Annotated in this window: 18 protein-coding genes and 1 rRNA gene; 10 read left to right on the forward strand and 9 right to left on the reverse strand. The window is 72.0% G+C overall.

Going from position 1 to position 17,210, the window contains the following annotated elements:
• The first annotated feature begins 3 nt into the window (after nt 1-3).
• From rrf to ACXR8F_RS16480, 3 genes are all read left to right on the forward strand, one after another.
• A 5S ribosomal RNA gene (gene rrf / locus ACXR8F_RS16470) occupies nt 4-120 on the forward strand.
• Between the two features lie 80 nt (nt 121-200).
• Nucleotides 201-596, forward strand: coding sequence for a cupin domain-containing protein (locus ACXR8F_RS16475; RefSeq protein WP_045192770.1), 396 nt, complete (start codon nt 201-203; stop codon nt 594-596).
• Nucleotides 593-1,768 carry an adenosine deaminase gene (locus tag ACXR8F_RS16480; protein ID WP_458802067.1) on the forward strand — a complete coding sequence of 392 codons (1,176 nt, stop codon included), beginning with the start codon at nt 593-595 and terminating at the stop codon, nt 1,766-1,768. The genes ACXR8F_RS16475 and ACXR8F_RS16480 overlap by 4 nt, the downstream gene beginning before the upstream one ends.
• Before the next feature lie 21 nt (nt 1,769-1,789).
• On the opposite strand, the gene ACXR8F_RS16485 is transcribed toward ACXR8F_RS16480, so the two are convergent.
• From ACXR8F_RS16485 to deoC, 5 genes are read right to left on the reverse strand one after another with little or no spacing between them, the layout of a single operon-like run.
• Complete coding sequence (locus ACXR8F_RS16485) at nt 1,790-2,485, reverse strand: aspartate/glutamate racemase family protein (protein WP_458802068.1); 696 nt, start codon at nt 2,483-2,485, stop codon at nt 1,790-1,792.
• A complete protein-coding gene (locus ACXR8F_RS16490) occupies nt 2,482-3,120 on the reverse strand; it encodes a uridine kinase family protein (protein WP_458802070.1) in 639 nt (212 codons plus the stop codon). Before ACXR8F_RS16490 ends, ACXR8F_RS16485 begins: the two co-directional genes overlap by 4 nt.
• Nucleotides 3,121-3,154: 34 nt before the next feature.
• Nucleotides 3,155-4,042 (reverse strand): aldehyde dehydrogenase family protein, encoded by an 888-nt coding sequence (locus ACXR8F_RS16495; protein ID WP_458802072.1) that lies wholly within the window; start codon nt 4,040-4,042, stop codon nt 3,155-3,157.
• Nucleotides 4,039-5,523, reverse strand: a complete 1,485-nt coding sequence (locus tag ACXR8F_RS16500) for an aldehyde dehydrogenase family protein (protein WP_458802074.1) — start codon at nt 5,521-5,523, stop codon at nt 4,039-4,041. Before ACXR8F_RS16500 ends, ACXR8F_RS16495 begins: the two co-directional genes overlap by 4 nt.
• 59 nt (nt 5,524-5,582) lie before the next feature.
• On the reverse strand, nt 5,583-6,569 hold the full coding sequence (gene deoC / locus ACXR8F_RS16505; RefSeq protein WP_458802076.1) for a deoxyribose-phosphate aldolase: 987 nt from the start codon (nt 6,567-6,569) through the stop codon (nt 5,583-5,585).
• Nucleotides 6,570-6,624: 55 nt separating this feature from the next.
• Between deoC and ACXR8F_RS16510 the strand changes: the two genes are divergently transcribed.
• Complete coding sequence (locus ACXR8F_RS16510; protein WP_458802078.1) at nt 6,625-7,266, forward strand: PH domain-containing protein; 642 nt, start codon at nt 6,625-6,627, stop codon at nt 7,264-7,266.
• Between the two features lie 75 nt (nt 7,267-7,341).
• On the opposite strand, the gene ACXR8F_RS16515 is transcribed toward ACXR8F_RS16510, so the two are convergent.
• Together ACXR8F_RS16515 and ACXR8F_RS16520 are read right to left on the reverse strand one after the other, a co-directional pair.
• On the reverse strand, nt 7,342-9,027 hold the full coding sequence (locus tag ACXR8F_RS16515) for a phospho-sugar mutase (protein WP_458802080.1): 1,686 nt from the start codon (nt 9,025-9,027) through the stop codon (nt 7,342-7,344).
• Nucleotides 9,027-9,860, reverse strand: a complete 834-nt coding sequence (locus ACXR8F_RS16520; RefSeq protein ID WP_045192781.1) for a purine-nucleoside phosphorylase — start codon at nt 9,858-9,860, stop codon at nt 9,027-9,029. The genes ACXR8F_RS16515 and ACXR8F_RS16520 overlap by 1 nt, the downstream gene beginning before the upstream one ends.
• Nucleotides 9,861-9,950: 90 nt before the next feature.
• Between ACXR8F_RS16520 and ACXR8F_RS16525 the strand changes: the two genes are divergently transcribed.
• Nucleotides 9,951-11,363 carry an NAD(P)H-quinone dehydrogenase gene (locus ACXR8F_RS16525; RefSeq protein WP_458802082.1) on the forward strand — a complete coding sequence of 471 codons (1,413 nt, stop codon included), beginning with the start codon at nt 9,951-9,953 and terminating at the stop codon, nt 11,361-11,363.
• 17 nt (nt 11,364-11,380) lie between these two features.
• Here ACXR8F_RS16525 and ACXR8F_RS16530 read toward each other — a convergent pair whose 3' ends face one another.
• Nucleotides 11,381-11,602, reverse strand: a complete 222-nt coding sequence (locus ACXR8F_RS16530; RefSeq protein WP_458802084.1) for a hypothetical protein — start codon at nt 11,600-11,602, stop codon at nt 11,381-11,383.
• A 115-nt stretch (nt 11,603-11,717) separates the two neighbouring features.
• Here ACXR8F_RS16530 and ACXR8F_RS16535 point away from each other — a divergent pair, with 115 nt between their 5' ends.
• On the forward strand, nt 11,718-12,248 hold the full coding sequence (locus ACXR8F_RS16535; RefSeq protein WP_458802086.1) for an antitoxin: 531 nt from the start codon (nt 11,718-11,720) through the stop codon (nt 12,246-12,248).
• Nucleotides 12,249-12,338: 90 nt separating this feature from the next.
• Here the strand turns inward: ACXR8F_RS16535 and ACXR8F_RS16540 are convergent, their stop codons facing one another.
• Entirely contained in the window at nt 12,339-14,126 is a 1,788-nt protein-coding gene (locus ACXR8F_RS16540) for an acetyl/propionyl/methylcrotonyl-CoA carboxylase subunit alpha (RefSeq protein ID WP_458802088.1), read from the reverse strand.
• Between the two features lie 119 nt (nt 14,127-14,245).
• Between ACXR8F_RS16540 and ACXR8F_RS16545 the strand changes: the two genes are divergently transcribed.
• From ACXR8F_RS16545 to ACXR8F_RS16560, 4 genes are read left to right on the forward strand one after another with little or no spacing between them, the layout of a single operon-like run.
• Nucleotides 14,246-15,088, forward strand: a complete 843-nt coding sequence (locus tag ACXR8F_RS16545) for an aldo/keto reductase (protein WP_458802090.1) — start codon at nt 14,246-14,248, stop codon at nt 15,086-15,088.
• A gap of 44 nt (nt 15,089-15,132) precedes the next feature.
• Nucleotides 15,133-15,654 (forward strand): DUF3806 domain-containing protein, encoded by a 522-nt coding sequence (locus ACXR8F_RS16550; RefSeq protein WP_458802093.1) that lies wholly within the window; start codon nt 15,133-15,135, stop codon nt 15,652-15,654.
• A gap of 21 nt (nt 15,655-15,675) precedes the next feature.
• Nucleotides 15,676-16,536 (forward strand): tryptophan 2,3-dioxygenase, encoded by an 861-nt coding sequence (locus tag ACXR8F_RS16555; protein ID WP_458802095.1) that lies wholly within the window; start codon nt 15,676-15,678, stop codon nt 16,534-16,536.
• Between the two features lie 2 nt (nt 16,537-16,538).
• Entirely contained in the window at nt 16,539-17,195 is a 657-nt protein-coding gene (locus ACXR8F_RS16560) for a class I SAM-dependent methyltransferase (protein WP_458802097.1), read from the forward strand.
• The last annotated feature ends 15 nt before the right edge of the window (nt 17,196-17,210 follow it).

Raw genomic sequence — 17,210 nt, forward strand, 5'->3', positions numbered from 1 at the left:
AGTTTCGGCTGTCATAGCGAAGGGGAAACGCCCGGCTCCATTCCGAACCCGGAAGCTAAGCCCTTCAGCGCCGATGGTACTGCACTGGTGACGGTGTGGGAGAGTAGGACGCAGCCGGACAACCATTCACGACAACCCCGCCACACCTGTGGCGGGGTTGTCGCATTTCCCGGCCTTTTCGCGTCCACTAGGGTTGGCTCGTGCCTGAACTCATCCCCTCCCCGACGCGTATCCCCGTTCCCGGCGGCAAGGTCATCGACGAGCACGTCGGTGCCGTCAACACCCCCGACGCCGGCCTTCAGAGCTCGGTCTCCGTGGCGCGCATGGTGGCCCCGGCCGGCTGGTCCGAGCCGTTTCAGAGGCCCGAGTTCGACGAGATCACGCTCGTCCTGGCCGGCACCGTGCTCGTCGACCACGACGGCGGCACCATCGAAGTGGGTGCCGGCCAGTCGGTGCTCACCCGAGGTGGCGAGCGCATCCGCTACTCGTGCGGGCCTGAGGGCGCCGAGTACGTCGCGGTGTGCCTGCCCGCGTTCAGCCCAGACACCGTGCACCGCGACGCGGAGGACGAGGAGAACGCGGGGGAGGCCCGGTGACCACGGTCGAGCAGGGCGCGCCCGGCGAGCTGGTGCGCGCCCCCAAGGTGCTGCTGCACGACCACCTCGACGGTGGCCTGCGGCCCCAGACGATCCTCGAGCTGGCCCGGGAGTGTGGCTATGACGGCCTGCCCGAGAGCACGGCCGCTGACCTGGGACGTTGGTTCCGCGAGAGCGCGGACTCCGGGTCGCTGCCGCGCTACCTCGAGACGTTCGACCACACGCTCGCGGTGATGCAGACCCGCGAGGGCCTGTTCCGGGTGGCGAGCGAGTGCGCCCAGGACCTCGCTGCCGACGGCGTCGTCTACGCCGAGAGCCGCTACGCGCCCGAGCAGCACCTCACCCAGGGCCTGACCCTCGAAGGCGTCGTGGAGGCCGTGAACGCGGGTCTGCGCGACGGCGAGGCCAAGGCTGCTGCGGCGGGTCACCCGATCCGCGTCACGTCGCTGCTCACCGCCATGCGCCACGCAGCCAAGTCCACCGAGATCGCCGAGCTCGCCATCCGCTACCGCGACGAGGGGGTCTCGGGCTTCGACATCGCGGGTGCCGAGGCCGGCTACCCGCCCACCCGTCACCTCGACGCCTTCGAGTACCTCCAGCGCGAGAACTTCCACTTCACCATCCACGCCGGTGAGGCCTTCGGCCTGCCCTCGATCTGGCAGGCCATCCAGTGGTGCGGGGCCGACCGGCTCGGCCACGGCGTGCGCATCGTCGACGACATCACGGTCGACGGCTCGCCGTTCGACGAGTGGCTCGAAGGCAACAAGGGTGACGCGAGCGCCCTGACGACGCTCGAGCTCGACCGGGTGCGTCTGGGCCGTCTGGCGGCCTACGTGCGCGACAAGCGGATCCCGCTCGAGATGTGCCCGAGCAGCAACCTGCAGACCTCGGCGGCGCCGTCCATCGCGCTGCACCCGATCACGCTGCTGCGGCGGCTGCGTTTCCGGGTCACGCTCAACACCGACAACCGGCTCATGAGCGGCACGTCGATGAGCCGCGAGGCCGCGTTGCTGCGTGACGAGGCGGGCTGGACGCTCGGGGACCTGCGGTGGGTGACCATCAATGCGATGAAGTCGGCGTTCATCCCGTTCGACGAGCGCCTGGCACTCATCGACGGGGTCATCAAGCCCGGCTACGCCGACCTGGGCTACGAGGCGCCGCCGATCGGCTGACGTCTGCTGGTGACGGGGCGGTCAGCCGGTCGCGAGGGCGGCCGAGACCGCGGCCTCGACGTGCAGGCGCGTCGTGGGGAAGACCGGCACCGGCGAGTCCGTCTGGTCGACGAGGAGCTCGATCTCGGTGCAGCCGAGGACGATGCCCTCGGCGCCGGCCGCCACGAGCCGGCCGATGATCTCGCGGTAGGCCCGCCGTGACTCGTCGCTGACGACCCCGACGCACAGCTCGTCGTAGATGATGCGGTGCACCACGGCCCGGTCGTGGGCCTCGGGCACGAGGACGGTGAGCCCGTGCCCGGCCAGCCGCTCGCGCAGGAAGGGCTGCTCCATGGTGTACGCGGTGGCGAGCAGCCCGACGCGCGAGAGTCCGTGGAGACGCACGGCCGCGGCCGTGACGTCGCCGATGTGGAGAAGCGGGATCGACACGGCCCGCTCGACGGTGTCGGCGACCTTGTGCATCGTGTTGGTGCAGAGGACCAGCAGTTCCGCGCCGCCTGCCTCGAGCTCGGCAGCGGCGGTCGCGAGCAGGTCTCCCGCCTCGTCCCAGCGCCCCTGTGCCTGAAGGCGCTCCACCTCGGCGAAGTCGACCGAGTGCAGCAGCAGGCGGGCCGAGGCGAGGCCTCCGACCCGCTCGCGCACGAGCTCGTTCGCCAGGCGGTAGTACTCGGCGCTCGACTCCCAGCTCATGCCGCCGAGCATCCCGACGAGCTTCATCGCCCCGCCGCCGTCCCGAGCAGCGCGCCGAGCTCGGCCTCCGCCTCGCGCGGGTGCACGCAGCGGGCCCCGTCGGACCGGGCCCGGGCGACCACCGCGGGCTCGTCACGCCACAGCGTGAGGCCGCGTCGCACGAGGATGTGGGGTGGCTTGCGCCGCTCCGACAGGTCGCGGACGAAGCGGCGCAGGGCCGTCAGCGTGCGGTTCTGGCGCACGCACAGCGCGTCGGCGAGCAGCCCTTCGGCCGACAGGGGCTCCACGAGGCGTCCGGCGAAGAGTCCCTCGGCCAGCACGTAGTCGTGCGGGCGGGCCGTCACGGTGTGGCGGCCGGTGACGGCCGAGGCGCCGATGTCGTAGACGGGAACCTCGACGGAGCCGTGGTCGACGAGGGAGCGCAGCGCCGCGACGGCTGCGCCGGCGTCCCAGGAGCCGGGGTGGTCCCAGTCGGCGATGCCGAGCGGGGAGCGCGGCAGAGCAGGGTCGCTCGCCTCTCGGTAGAAGTCGTCGAGACGCACGACGGGCCACCCGTGGGTCGCGTTGAGCCGCGCCGAGAGCCGGCTCTTGCCCGACCCGCTCGGGCCGGTCAGCAGGATGACCCGGCGGCGGCCCACTGCCGCGTCGTCGACGGAGCCCACCTGTCGTCCTCCTCGTGCGCTCCGCACCGGATGCTCAGAGACCCTTGGGGTGCCAGACGGTCTTGGTCTCGACGAAGGCGCGGATGCGGCCGAGCCCCGGGTCGGCGTTCCAGTCGGGCTCGACGGGCCGGCCGTCGACCACCATCGGACGGTAGACCCGCTTGAGGTTGCCGGCGGCCTCGGCCTCGAGCGCGGCCCAGTCGACGCCGTCGGCACCCGCCACGCCGGTGAGGTCGATGGCGTTGACGTCACGGTGTGCGGCAAGCCACGAGGCGACCTCGGCCGTGCGGGCGGTGATGATGTTGACGACCCCGCCGGGGACGTCGGACGTCGCGAGCACCTCACCGAGCGTGACGGCAGGCAGCGGGCGGTCGGCCGAGCTCACGACGACCGCCGTGTTGCCCGACGCGATGACCGGGGCGATCACCGACACGAGACCGAGCAGCGAGGAGCCTTGCGGCGCGAGCACGCCCACGACACCGGTCGGCTCGGGAGCGGACACGTTGAAGAACGGACCGGCCACGGGGTTGAGGTTGCCGAGAACCTGCGCGATCTTGTCGGTCCAGCCGGCGTACCAGACGACGCGGTCGATCGCGGCGTCGACGGCGGCACCGGCCGCGCGGGTCGAGAGGCCCTCGCCGGCCGCGACCTCCTCGATGAACTGGGCACGACGTCCCTCGAGCACCTCGGCCACGCGGTAGAGCACCTGGCCGCGGTTGAAGGGAGTCGCGCCGGACCAGCCCGACAGCGCCGTACGCGCTGCGACCACGGCGTCGCGGACGTCCTTGCGCGAGCCCATCGAGGCGTTGGCGAGGAACTCGCCCTTGGCAGAGACGATCTCGTAGGAGCGGCCCGACTCGCTGCGCGGGAACTTGCCGCCGATGTAGAGCTTGTAGGTCTTGCGCACGTCGAGGCGGCTCATCGGGTGGCTCCCGTCAGCTGTGTGGAGGATGTCGCAGGGGAAGTGGTGACGTAGGCCTCGAGGCCGTGGCGGCCGCCCTCGCGGCCGTAGCCCGACTCCTTGTAGCCGCCGAACGGCGACGTCGGGTCGAAGCGGTTGAAGGTGTTGGCCCAGACCACACCGGCCTTGAGCTGGTCGGCCATCCAGAGGATGCGCGAGCCCTTCTCGGTCCACACGCCGGCGGAGAGGCCGTATGCCGTGTTGTTCGCCTTCGCCACCGCCTCCTGGGGCGTGCGGAACGTCAGCACCGACAGCACCGGGCCGAAGATCTCCTCGGTGGCGACACGGTGCGTCTGCGAGACGCCGGTGAGCACCGTGGGCGGGAACCAGAATCCCTTTGCGGGCAAGGAGCATTCGGGGCTCCAACGCTCGGCGCCCTCGGCGACGCCGGCCTCGACGAGCGCCGTGATGCGGTCGAGCTGTGCCTTGCTGTTGATGGCGCCGAGGTCGCTGTTCTTGTCCATCGGGTCGCCGACGCGGAGCGTGCCGAGGCGGCGCTTCAGCTTGGCGATGACCTGGTCGTGCACGTTCTCCTGCACGAGCAGGCGCGAGCCGGCGCAGCAGACCTGGCCCTGGTTGAAGAAGATGCCGCTGACGATCCCCTCGACGGCCTGGTCGATGGGGGCGTCGTCGAAGACGATGTTGGCGGCCTTGCCGCCGAGCTCGAGGGTCGCCTTCTTCGACGTGCCGGCGATCGAGCGCGCGATCATCTTGCCGACCTCGGTCGAGCCGGTGAAGGCGACCTTGTCGACGTCGGGGTGCTCGACGAGCGCCTGGCCGGTGCGGCCGTCACCCGTGATGATGTTGACGACACCCGCGGGCAGGTCGGCCTGCTGGCACACCTCGGCGAAGAGCAGCGCCGACAGCGGCGTCGTCTCGGCGGGCTTGAGCACCACGGTGTTGCCGGTCGCGAGGGCCGGCGCGATCTTCCACGCGAGCATGAGCAGCGGGAAGTTCCACGGGATGACCTGGCCGACGACACCGTGCGGCCGAGGCGCCTCGGCCCCGCCGGCGGACAGGCCGGCATACTCCAGCTTGTCGGCCCAGCCGGCGTGGTAGAAGAAGTGCGCGGCCGCCGTCGGCACGTCGACGTCGCGGGTCTCCTTGATGGGCTTGCCGTTGTCGAGGGTCTCGAGGACGGCGAACTCGCGGGCACGCTCCTGCAGGATGCGGGCGATGCGGAAGAGGTACTTGCCGCGCTCGGCGCCGGGCATTGTGCCCCAGACGCCCTCGTAGGCGCGGCGGGCGGCGGCGACGGCCTTGTCGACGTCCTTCGGGCCGGCCTGGCTGACCTCGGCCAGCACCGTCTCGTCGGCCGGGTTGATCGTGGCGAAGGTCGCCTTGGGGCGGGTGAACGCTCCGTCGATGAAGAGGCCGTAGGACTTCTCGATCGTGACGATCGCGCGTGACTCAGGCGCGGGGGCGTACTCGAACGTGGGCATCAGGGTGTCTTTCGTGAGCTCTGTCGGTGCAGTCAAGGGCGTCGTGACGTGGCGGACCGTCAGTCGATGGTCACGTAGTCGGCGCCCGAGTAGGCACCGGTCGCGAGCTTCTGACGCTGGAGGAGGAGGTCGTTGAGCAGGCTCGAGGCGCCGAACCGGAACCACTGCGGGGTCATCCAGTCGTCACCCGCGATCTCGCTGACCATGACGAGGTACTTGATGGCGTCCTTGGTGGTCTTGATGCCACCGGCCGGCTTGACGCCGACCTGCACGCCGGTGAGCTCGCGCCAGTCGCGCACCGCCTCGAGCATGATGAGCGTGACGGGCAGGGTCGCCGCCGGCTGCACCTTGCCCGTGGACGTCTTGATGAAGTCGCCGCCGGCAAGCATCGAGAGGTACGAGGCGCGGCGCACGTTGTCGTAGGTGACGAGCTCGCCGGTCTCCATGATCACCTTGAGGTGCGTGTCGCCGCAGGCCTGCTTCACCTCCGCGATCTGGTTGAAGACCGTCAGGTAGTCGCCGGAGAGGAAGGCGCCACGGTCGATCACCATGTCGATCTCGTCGGCGCCTGCCTCGACGGCGTCACGGGTGTCGGCGAGCTTGACCGGCATGCTGGCGCGGCCCGACGGGAACGCCGTGGCGACGGCCGCGACGTGGATGCCGCTGTCGCCGAGGGCCGCCTTCGCCGTCGCGACCATGTCGCCGTAGACGCAGATGGCGGCCGGGCGAGGGGTCGTCGGGTCGAGCGCGTCGGGCACGAGCGCCTTCGCGCACAGCGAGCGGACCTTGCCGACGGTGTCGGCGCCCTCGAGCGTGGTGAGGTCGATCATCCCGATGGCCGTGTCGATGGCCCAGGCCTTGCTCGTGGTCTTGATCGAGCGGGTGCCGAGCGCCGCGGCGCGGCCCTCGCAGCCGACCTGGTCGACGCCGGGGAGGCCGTGGAGCCACGAGGTGAGGGCGGAGTTCGTCAGGCGCGACACCCCGAGGACGTCACGCGCCTGAGCGGTGAGTTCCTGCGCGGAGCGCGTCGTGGTGCTAACAGTCACCACGGGAGTCTATCCACCATTCGAGACGGCCCGTGACGCGTGAGAGAGTGCCACCGTGAGTCCTGAACCCCAGCACCCCGAGCCCACCCGGGCCACCCCGGGCGCAGGCGGCCACGACGCGCAGACGCTGCGGCCCGGGTCGGCCATCGCGGTCGGTGTCATCGCCGGCCTGTGCGGCTTCGCCCTGCTCGTGCCGGCCCTGCTGACGCCACCGCGCAGCTGGTCGCTCGTCTCCGGGGTGCTGCTCGTCCTCGTGCTCGTCTGGCTCTTCGTCGTGCACCCGTGCGTCGTCGTCCACTCGGAGGGCCTGCGCCTCGTGAACCCCCTGCGCACGGTCGAGCTGACCTGGCCGGCCATCACCGAGGTGCGCTCGCGCTGGTCGCTCGAGCTCGTCGCCGACGGCGCGCGCTACACGGCTTGGGGCGTGCCGGCGGACCCGGGCCGCCCGAGGTACGGCCGCGGCATGCTGAGCCTCGGTGCGAACCAGGTGCGCGGGCGCGGCACCACCGAGCTGCCGACGAAGTCGAAGGTGCAGGCGCAGCTGGTCGCAGCGGAGGTCGAGCGGCTCATCGCGGCCGACCGCAAGCGCAAGGACGGCCGCACCCCGCGCATCGCGACCCAGGCGTGGGACCCCGTCTCGGTGGGGCTCCTGCTGGCCGCGATCGCCTTCTTCGTCATCGCGACCTTCGTCGCCTGACAACCGGCCTCGAGGGCCCATCACAGGCCCACGACCGTCCCCCACTGCGGGCCCCATCGGGGGTCCGCAGCGGGCTCAGAGCGACGTGAGGCGCTCCATGTCGGCGCGGACCGCGGCCAGCCGCGTCTCGGCGACCGCCTTGGCCTCTGCGAGCCCGGCAGCGTCGGTCACCGGCTCGATGACCTCGAGGTAGACCTTCACCTTCGGCTCGGTGCCGCTGGGGCGCACGATGATGCGCGACCGGTCGGCCAGGTGGTAGCGCAGGCCCTCGGTCGGCGGGAGACCGCCGTCGCCGCGCGCGAGGTCGTCGGCGCGGGTGACCTCGGTGCCGGCCACCGTCGTGGGCGGCTCCTCGCGCAGCCGGCCCATCAGGGCCTCGGTCTGGGCGAGGTCCGAGACGCGCACCGAGAACGAGTCGGTGGCGTGCACGCCGTGCTCGACGGCGAGGTCGTCGAGCAGGTCGGTGAGGGTGCGCCCCTCGGCCTTGAGGGTCGCGGCCAGCTCGGCGAGCAACAGCGCCGCGCTGACGCCGTCCTTGTCGCGCACGAGGCGCGGCGCGACGCAGTAGCCGAGGGCTTCCTCGTAGCCGAACCTCAGCCGGCGCACGCGCGAGATCCACTTGAAGCCGGTGAGCGTCTCCTCGTGGGCGAGCTTGGCGGCCCTGGCGATCGAGGCGAGCAGGCGCGACGACACGATGGAGTTCGCGAAGACGTCGCGACGGGAGACCCCGCGCCGCACGACGTGCGCGCCGAGCAGCGCCCCCACCTCGTCGCCCCGCAGCATGCGCCAGTCACCGAGGGCCGGGTCCAGGACGGCTGCCGCGCACCGGTCGGCGTCAGGGTCGCTCGCGATGACGAGGTCGCACCCGACCGCCCGGGCCCGTGCCAGGGCCAGGTCGATGGCGCCCTTCTCCTCGGGGTTGGGGAACGCCACCGTCGGGAAGTCCGGGTCGGGCACCGCCTGCTCGTCGACCGGGATCGGCGCCGCGAACCCGGCCCGCACGAACGCGGCGTGCACCGTGCCGTGGCCGACCCCGTGCAGGCTGGTGTGGACGACGCGCAGATCGCGGGGCGAGTCGGGCGCGACGACCGTGGCGACGGCGTCGATGTAGCTCTCGAGGAGGTTGTCGCCGAGCGTCACCCAGCCCTCGGAGGCGCGAGGCACGTCGGCGACCCGCTCGACGCGACCGATGTGGGCCGCGATCTCGCCGTCGGCCGGGGGCACGATCTGGCTCCCGTCGCCGAGGTAGACCTTGTAGCCGTTGTCCTGTGGCGGGTTGTGGCTGGCCGTCACCATGACCCCGGCGTGGGCGCCGAGGTGGCGGATCGCGAAGGCGAGCACCGGGGTGGGCAGCGGCTGGGGCAGCAGCATCGCCCGACCCCCGGCCGCGACGACGACGGCGGCCGTGTCGCGGGCGAAGACGTCGGAGTTGTAGCGGGCGTCGTAGCCGATCACCACGGTCGGGTGCTCGCCCGCACGCCCTTCGTCCTTGAGGTATGCCGTCAGGCCGGCGGCCGCACGGATGACCACGCTGCGGTTCATGCGGTTGGGGCCCGCCCCGAGCGCCCCGCGCAGCCCCGCGGTGCCGAACTCGAGCAGGCCCGACATGCGGTCGGCGAGGTCGGCCTCGGCGTCGCCGTCCCCGTCGGTCGCCCGGGTGAGCAGCGCGTCGAGCTCGGCCCGCGTCGTCGGGTCGGGGTCGTCGTCGCGCCAGGCCCGCGCGGCGGCATACATGGTCTCGGTGGCGTCCACGGCGGTCATCACAGGCGCCCCACGACGGCGGCGAGCAGGCGCCCGCACCGCTCGGCGGCGAGCTGTCCGGCCTCGAGCACCTCGTCGTGGCTCAGCGGGGTCTCGGAGATGCCTGCGGCGAGGTTCGTCACGAGCGAGATGCCGAGCACGTCGAGACCGCTCTGACGCGCGGCGATCGCCTCGAGCGTCGTCGACATGCCGACGAGGTCGCCACCGATGACCTTGGCCATCTGCACCTCGGCAGGCGTCTCGTAGTGCGGCCCGCGGAACTGGACGTAGACGCCCTCGTCGAGGTCCGGGTCGACCTCGCGGGCGAGGTCGCGCAGCCGCGGCGTGTAGACGTCGGTGAGGTCGACGAAGTTCGCGCCCTCGATGGGGGAGTGGGCCGTGAGGTTGATGTGGTCGCGGATGAGCACGGGCGTGCCGGGCGCCCAGGCCGGGTTGAGCCCGCCGCAGCCGTTGGTCAGCACGATCGTCGAGCAGCCGGCGGCCTTCGCCGTGCGCACGCCGTGGACGACCGAGCGCACGCCACGCCCCTCGTAGAAGTGGGTGCGGGTGCCGAAGACGAGGGCACGGCGGCCGGTGTCGCCGATCGCCACCGAGCGCATGCTGCCCGAGTGGCCGACCACGGCGGCCTTGTGGAAGCCGGGCACGTCGGCGTTGTCGACGGTGGCGAGCGTCTCGCCGATGAGGTCGGCCGTCTGGCCCCAGCCCGACCCGAGCACGAGCGCGACGTCGTGGCGCTCGACGCCCGTGCGCTCGGCGATCACGGCGGCCGCGTCGGCGGCGACGTCGAACGGGTCGGTGGAGGGGTCGTTGAGGTCGCGGGAGGTGCTGTTCACGATGTGGACTCTAGCGAGGTCGTCCTGACCGGCGCACCGGTCCCGCCAGGGTGCGGAGCCCGACCTCGGGGTCGTCCGGGGGATGGTTGGATGGAGCACGTGATCACGCGCGAGACGTCCGTTGTCATCATCGGAGGTGGCCCCGGCGGCTACGAGGCGGCCCTCGTCGCCGCACAGCTCGGCGCACGCGTCACCATCGTCGAGCGCGACGGACTCGGTGGCGCGGCCGTGCTCACCGACTGCGTGCCGAGCAAGGCGCTCATCGCGACCGCCGACTACATGTCCGACTTCGAGACAGCCTCGCAGCTCGGAGTGCGGCTCCAGGACGACGACGGTGACGAGGTGTCCGACGCGGTCGCCCAGGCGCACACGGTCAACGGTCGCATCCTCGAGCTCGCCGCCGCCCAGAGCGCCGACATCCAGGGCAGCCTCGAGCAGGTCGGCGTGACCGTGCTCCGCGGCACCGCCCGGGTCTCCGGGCGCGAGGCGGTCGTCGCCGAGCTCGCCGACGGCACCACGCAGGAGCTGGCCGCGGACGTCGTGCTGCTCGCCACCGGCGCAGCACCCCGGGTCATGGACACGATGCGCCCCGACGGCGAGCGGATCCTGACCTGGCAGCAGATCTACTCCCTCGAGGAGCTGCCCGAACGGATCATCGTCATCGGCTCCGGCGTCACCGGCGCCGAGCTCGCCCAGGCCTACCTCGGCCTCGGCTCCCAGGTCGTGCTCGTCTCCTCGCGCGAGCGGGTGCTGCCGGGCGAGGACGCCGACGCCGCCACCGTGATCGAGGACGTCTTCCGCAAGCGCGGCATGGAGGTCCTGGGCACGTCGCGGGCCGCCTCGGTCGAGCGCACCGGCGACGGCGTCGTCGTCACGCTCGTCGACGGCCGCACCGTCGAGGGCAGCCACGCCCTGCTCGCCGTCGGCTCGGTGCCCAACACCGCCGACCTCGGGCTCGAGGAGCTCGGCGTCGAGCTCAGCCCCTCGGGCCACATCCAGGTCGACCGCGTCTCGCGCACCAGCGTGGGCGGGATCTACGCCGCCGGTGACTGCACCGGCGTGCTGCCGCTCGCCTCCGTGGCCGCCATGCAGGGCCGCATCGCCATGTGGCACGCGCTCGGCGACGCCGTCGCACCGCTCAACGTTCGTGGCGTCGCGGCGAACATCTTCACGGAGCCCGAGATCGCGACCGTCGGCATCAGCCAGGGCGCCGCCGACGAGTCACCCGACGTCGAGTCGGTTATGCTGCCGCTCGCGCGCAACCCCCGGGCCAAGATGCAGGGCATCACCGACGGGTTCGTCAAGCTCTTCTGCCGCAAGGGCTACGGCACGGTGCTCGGCGGGGTCGTCGTCGCGCCCAAGGCCTCCGAGCTGATCTTCCCGGTCGCTCTCGCCGTGCAGAACCGGCTCAGCGTCGACCAGGTCTCGAGCACGATCACCGTCTACCCGTCGCTCTCCGGCTCGATCGCCGAGGCGGCGCGCCAGCTGCATCAGTCCGACTGACGCGTCAGGGGATCGGCTCAGACGCCCTGGTCGGGGTGCTGCGGACGGTCCTGGCGTTCGCTCTCGAGCTCGGCCAGGCGGTCCTGCTCGGCCCACCGCTCCTTGCGGCGGCGCGACACGGTCTGGCGCAGCTTCTTCTGCAGCGGGTAGACGAGGGCCGCCACGACGATGAGGATGACGAGGTTCGTCACCGAGAAGGACGGCTGGTTCGAGGTCGCAGTGGCGAGGGTCGCAAGCACCTGACCAGTGTGTCAGAGGCGTAACGTCGGGCCCGTGGCGGCGTCGCCGTCGCGCCAGGGGAGCGACCGTGCCCGCGGGCCGGCCCCTGACCGGTTCGGACCGTGGAGGCACGCAGTGAGCGACTGGATCGACAAGGCCAAGGACTTCATCAAGGGCCACCCGGACCAGGCCGAGCAGGGGCTCGACAAGGCCGAGGAGATCATCAACGAGCGCACCGGCGGCAAGTACGCCGACCAGATCGACAAGGGAGCCGACGCCGTACGCGAGCAGCTGGGTCTGCCGGACGACGAGGCCACCGCTCCGCCGACGCCGCCGACGCCTCCCACCCCTCCCACGCCCGGCCCGGCGCCGACCCCCGGCCCGGCACCGACCCCCGGCCCGGCACCGACCCCCACGCCGACCCCCACGCCGACCTCCACGCCCGGGCCTCCCGTCGATCCCAACGACCCCTCGCCCGTGGACCCCGGTCTGCCGGGCAGCCCCGGACCGTCCGAGATCCCGCCGGCCACCGGCCCCGCGGGCGAGCAGGACCTGCCGGGCGTGCCCGACCCGAGCAGCGCCGGGAACCAGGGCGGCGCCGGGAACCAGGGCGGCGCCGGGACCCAGGGCGGCGACATCACCCTGGGCGACCCGCCCAGGAGCTGACCCGCCGCAGCACGGCGAGGGCCGCCCCACCGCGACGGTGGGGCGGCCCTGTCGTCGGCTCGACGCGTACGGACCCGGGTGGTCGCCCGGTCAGCCCTCGGCGTCCTTGATCTCGGCGAGCACCGCGCCGGACGTGACGGTCTCGCCGACCTTCGCGGTGAGACCGGTGAGGACGCCGCCCTTGTGGGCGGTGATGGGCTGCTCCATCTTCATCGCCTCGAGGACGATGACGAGGTCGCCGGCAGCGACCGTGGTGCCCTCCTCGACGGCGATCTTGACGATGGTGCCCTGCATGGGGGCGGTGAGGGAGTCGCCGGAGGCGGCGCCGCCGGACTTGCCGCCGCCGGAGCGCTTCGGCGCCTTCTTCTTCGCGGCGGAGCCGCCACCGCCGCCCAGCGACAGGCCACCGGGCAGCGAGACCTCGAGCCGCTTGCCGCCGACCTCGACGACGACGGTCTGGCGCTCCTCGGGCTCGGCGCCGTCGGCGCCACTACCGGGCCCACCGGCATACGGCTCGACGGTGTTGTCCCACTCGGTCTCGATCCAGCGGGTGTAGATCGAGAACGGCGTGCCGTCGGCGGGCGCGAAGGCCGGGTCGGCGACGACCGCGCGGTGGAACGGCACGACGGTGGGCATGCCGTCGATGGTCAGCTCGGCGAGGGCGCGGCGGGAGCGCTCGACGGCCTGCTGGCGGGTGCTGCCGGTGACGATGAGCTTGGCGATCATCGAGTCGAAGGCTCCGGCAACGGTGTCGCCCTCGACGATGCCGGCGTCCCAGCGCACGCCCGGGCCGTGCGGCACGACCATCCTGGTCACGGTGCCGGGGGCCGGGAGGAAGCCGCGGCCGGCGTCCTCGCCGTTGATGCGGAACTCGATGGAGTGCGCGTGCGGCTCGGGGTCGCCGTAGTCGAGGCTCTCGCCGTTCGCGATGCGGAACTGCTCGCGCACGAGGTCGATGCCGGTGACCTCTTCGGTGACCGGGTGCTCGACCTGGAGGCGGGTGTTGACCTCGAGGAAGCTGATGTCGCCCTGCGGCCCGACGAGGAACTCGCACGTGCCGGCACCGACGTAGCCGGCCTCCTTGAGGATCGCCTTGGACGCGCGCAGCAGCTCGGCGTGCTGCTCGTCGGTGAGGAACGGGGCGGGGGCCTCCTCGACGAGCTTCTGGTTGCGGCGCTGCAGCGAGCAGTCGCGGGTCGAGACCACGACGACGTTGCCGTGCTGGTCGGCCAGGCACTGGGTCTCGACGTGACGCGGGCGGTCGAGGAAGCGCTCGACGAAGCACTCGCCGCGGCCGAACGCCGTGACGGCCTCGCGCACGGCCGACTCGTAGAGGTCGGGGATCTCCTCCATCGTGCGGGCGACCTTGAGGCCGCGTCCGCCGCCGCCGTATGCCGCCTTGATCGCCACCGGGAGCCCGTGCTCCTGCGCGAACGCCACCACCTCGTCGGCGCCGCCGACCGGGTCCTTGGTGCCGGGCACGAGGGGCGCACCGGCCTTGGTCGCGATGTGGCGGGCCTTGACCTTGTCGCCGAGGGAGTCGATGGCCTCGGGGCCGGGGCCGATCCAGATGAGCCCGGCGTCGATGACGGCCTGGGCGAAGCCGGCGTTCTCGGCGAGGAAGCCGTAGCCGGGGTGGACCGCGTCGGCGCCGGACTGCTTCGCGACGTCGAGGAGCTTGTCGACGAGCAGGTAGCTCTCGCCGGGCGTCGAGCCACCGAGCGCGTACGCCTCGTCGGCGACCTTCACGTGCAGGGCATCCCGGTCGGGGTCCGCGTAGACCGCCACCGAGGCGATGCCGCTGTCCGCGCACGCCCGCGCGATGCGGACCGCGATCTCACCACGATTTGCGATCAGGACCTTGCTGATGGATGCCATGGCTCGGACTCTATCGGGCTGACGTCACGTCAATTCCGCCTCCAGAGGCGTATTCCCGGCCGTCTCGGAGTGAGGTCGGGCACATCAACCACCGGTGTGCTCGACCTAGCGTGGAGGCCATGACCACACACGCGTCAGTCCCCACGCTCGCCCTCGGCCACGCCTCCACCCCCGGCCTGGCCATCCCGCAGGTCGGTTTCGGTGTCTGGGAGGTGCCCGACGCGGACGTCGACGCCGCCTTCGGTCGCGCCCTCGAGGTCGGCTACCGCCACATCGACACCGCCCGCATCTACGGCAACGAGGAGGGCGTCGGCCGGGTCCTGGCCCGCGGCGACGTCGACCGCGACGACGTCTTCGTCACCACGAAGGTCTGGAACGACGACCACCACGACGTGCCGGCGGCGTTCGACGCGTCCATGGGGCGCCTGGGCATCGACGTCCTCGACCTCTACCTCATCCACTGGCCGGCCCCCGCCCAGGACGCGTACGTCGACGCGTGGAAGGCCATGCTCGAGCTCCAGTCCGAGGGCCGGGTGCGCTCGGTCGGTGTGTGCAACTTCCAGCTGTCGCACCTGCAGCGCCTGCTCGACGAGACCGGCGTGCTGCCGTCGGTCAACCAGATCGAGCTCTCGCCGTACCTCCAGCAGGAGCAGCTGCGCGCCTTCCACGCCGAGCACGGCATCGTGACCGAGGCGTGGAGCCCGCTCGCGGCCCGCGCCGGGCTCCTCGACGACCCGGTCGTCACGGGGATCGCCGCGAAGCACGGCGTGACGCCGGGGCAGGTGGCGCTGCGCTGGCACGTGGAGATCGGCAACGTCGTGCTGACCCGGTCCGTCACCCCCGAGCGCATCGACACGAACCTCGACCTCTTCGGCTTCGCGCTGGACGAGGACGACCTCAAGGCCGTCCGCGGCCTGGACCAGGGGACGAGGACCGGCCCCGATCCCGACACCTTCGGCTGAGCAGGCCGGGTCCGAGGCCGTCGCCAGACACTAGATTGACCCGCATGGGACTGTTCTCGAAGAAGAACAAGGGCGACGACGAGCCGGCTTCGGACCCGACCCCCGCCGACGACGCCGATGAGCCCGGCGACGACGCGCTCGCGTCCGACTTCACCGGTCGACCCGTCACGGCGCCGCTGGGGGAGGCCGAGCGCGGACGCCTCGACGCGGCGCTGGCCCACGCCGCGCAGGCGGGCGTCGACATCGACGACCTCAGCTCGATCAGCGCCCACTACGACGACGCGTACCGCCGGTGGTCGGCGACCCAGGGGGCCGACGGCGACGGCTCCGACGTCATCGTCGACACGTTCGCCACGGCGATCGGCGAGCACCTCGCCCGGCACAGCGCCCGCGAGTGGGCCGTCGTGACCGACGTCTTCGGCACCGACATCGGCCTCGTCGCGGCCCGGGCCGACACGGTCGTGGTGCCGCACAACCTCGTCGGCGCGCGGTGGATGCGTGGTGAGACCGGATGGATCCCGGGTGTCGTCTCGCACCTCGTGAGGATCCGCCCGCGGCCCAGCTGAGGCGCCTCCTAGGATCGCGACATGGCCACGGACGACCGGCGCGTCAAGCGCGAGCTCGAGGAGGGCATCGAGCGCGACTTCACGCGCAAGATGTCGTACGGCGACTACCTGCGGCTCGACACGCTGCTCAGCGCGCAGCAGCCGCTCAGCGACCCGCCGCAGCACGACGAGCTGCTCTTCATCATCCAGCACCAGACGTCGGAGCTGTGGCTCAAGCTCATGATCCACGAGCTGCGTTCTGCCCGAAGGCTTCTCGCTGAGGACGAGCTGGCACCCGCTCTCAAGCGGCTGGCCCGCGTCAAGCACATCCAGCACACCCTCACCGACCAGTGGTCGGTGCTCGCGACGCTGACGCCGAGCGAGTACGCGGAGATCCGCCCGTTCCTCGCCACGAGCTCGGGCTTCCAGTCGGCCCAGTACCGCGAGGTCGAGTTCCTCCTCGGCAACAAGAACGCAGACATGGTCGCCGTGTTCTCGCACGACGAGGGCGCCCGCGGCGAGCTCGACACCCTCCTGCACGAACGCAGCCTCTACGACGAGTTCCTCGCCTACCTGTCCCGGCGTGGGTATGCCGTCCCGTCCCACCTGCTCGACCGTGACTGGACGCAGCCCTACCGCCTCGACCAGGGGCTCGTCGACGTCTTCGCCGGCGTGTACGCCGAGCCGCACGAGCACTGGGGCGTCTACGAGACGTGCGAGGAGCTCGTCGACCTCGAGGACAACTTCCAGCAGTGGCGCTTCCGGCACCTGCAGGTGGTGCAGCGCACCATCGGCCAGAAGACCGGCACCGGCGGGTCGACAGGCGTCGACTTCCTGCGTCGCGCGCTCGACCTGACCTTCTTCCCCGAGCTGTACGAGGTGCGCACGAGGATCGGGGGCTGACGATGGCGCGCGACTGGGACGAGCGAGCGGATGAGCTTGCGGCGCAAGCCATCTCGGACGGCGCGCCGACCTCCTGGTTCGACCGGCTGTACGCGGAGGGTTGCTCGGGCGTCGTCGGCATGCCGTGGGACAGGTCCCAGCCCGCACCGCAGCTGCGGGAGTGGGCGGAGTCGCAGGCGGCCGACGGCAGCGGGCGTCGCGCCGTCGTCGTGGGGTGTGGTCTCGGTGCCGACGCGGAGTACCTCGCGTCGCTGGGCTTCGACACGGCGGCCTTCGACGTCGCCCCGACCGCTGTCCGGGTGGCGCAGGAGCGGCACCCGGGCAGCGCCGTCGACTACCGCGTGGCGGACCTGCTGGACCTGCCGGGGGAGTGGCTCGGCGCGTTCGACCTGGTCGTCGAGATCTACACGGTGCAGGCGCTCCCCGACCCGCCCCGGTCGGAGGCGGTCCGCGGCGTGCGGAGCCTGGTCGCCCGGGGAGGCACGCTGTTCGTGGTGGAGTTCCGCACGGACGGCGAGTCCGACGCGACGACGGGTCCGCCGTTCGCGCTGAGCCGTGGACGCCTGCTGTCGTTCGCGGACGACGGGCTCGAGCAGGTCGAGCTGAGCGCCGTCGAGGGTCAGCACTGGCGGGCCGTGTTCCGCCGTCCGTCGGGCTAGTCCCCGGCGCGTCTC

Source organism: Terrabacter sp. AAH1 (assembly GCF_054456855.1).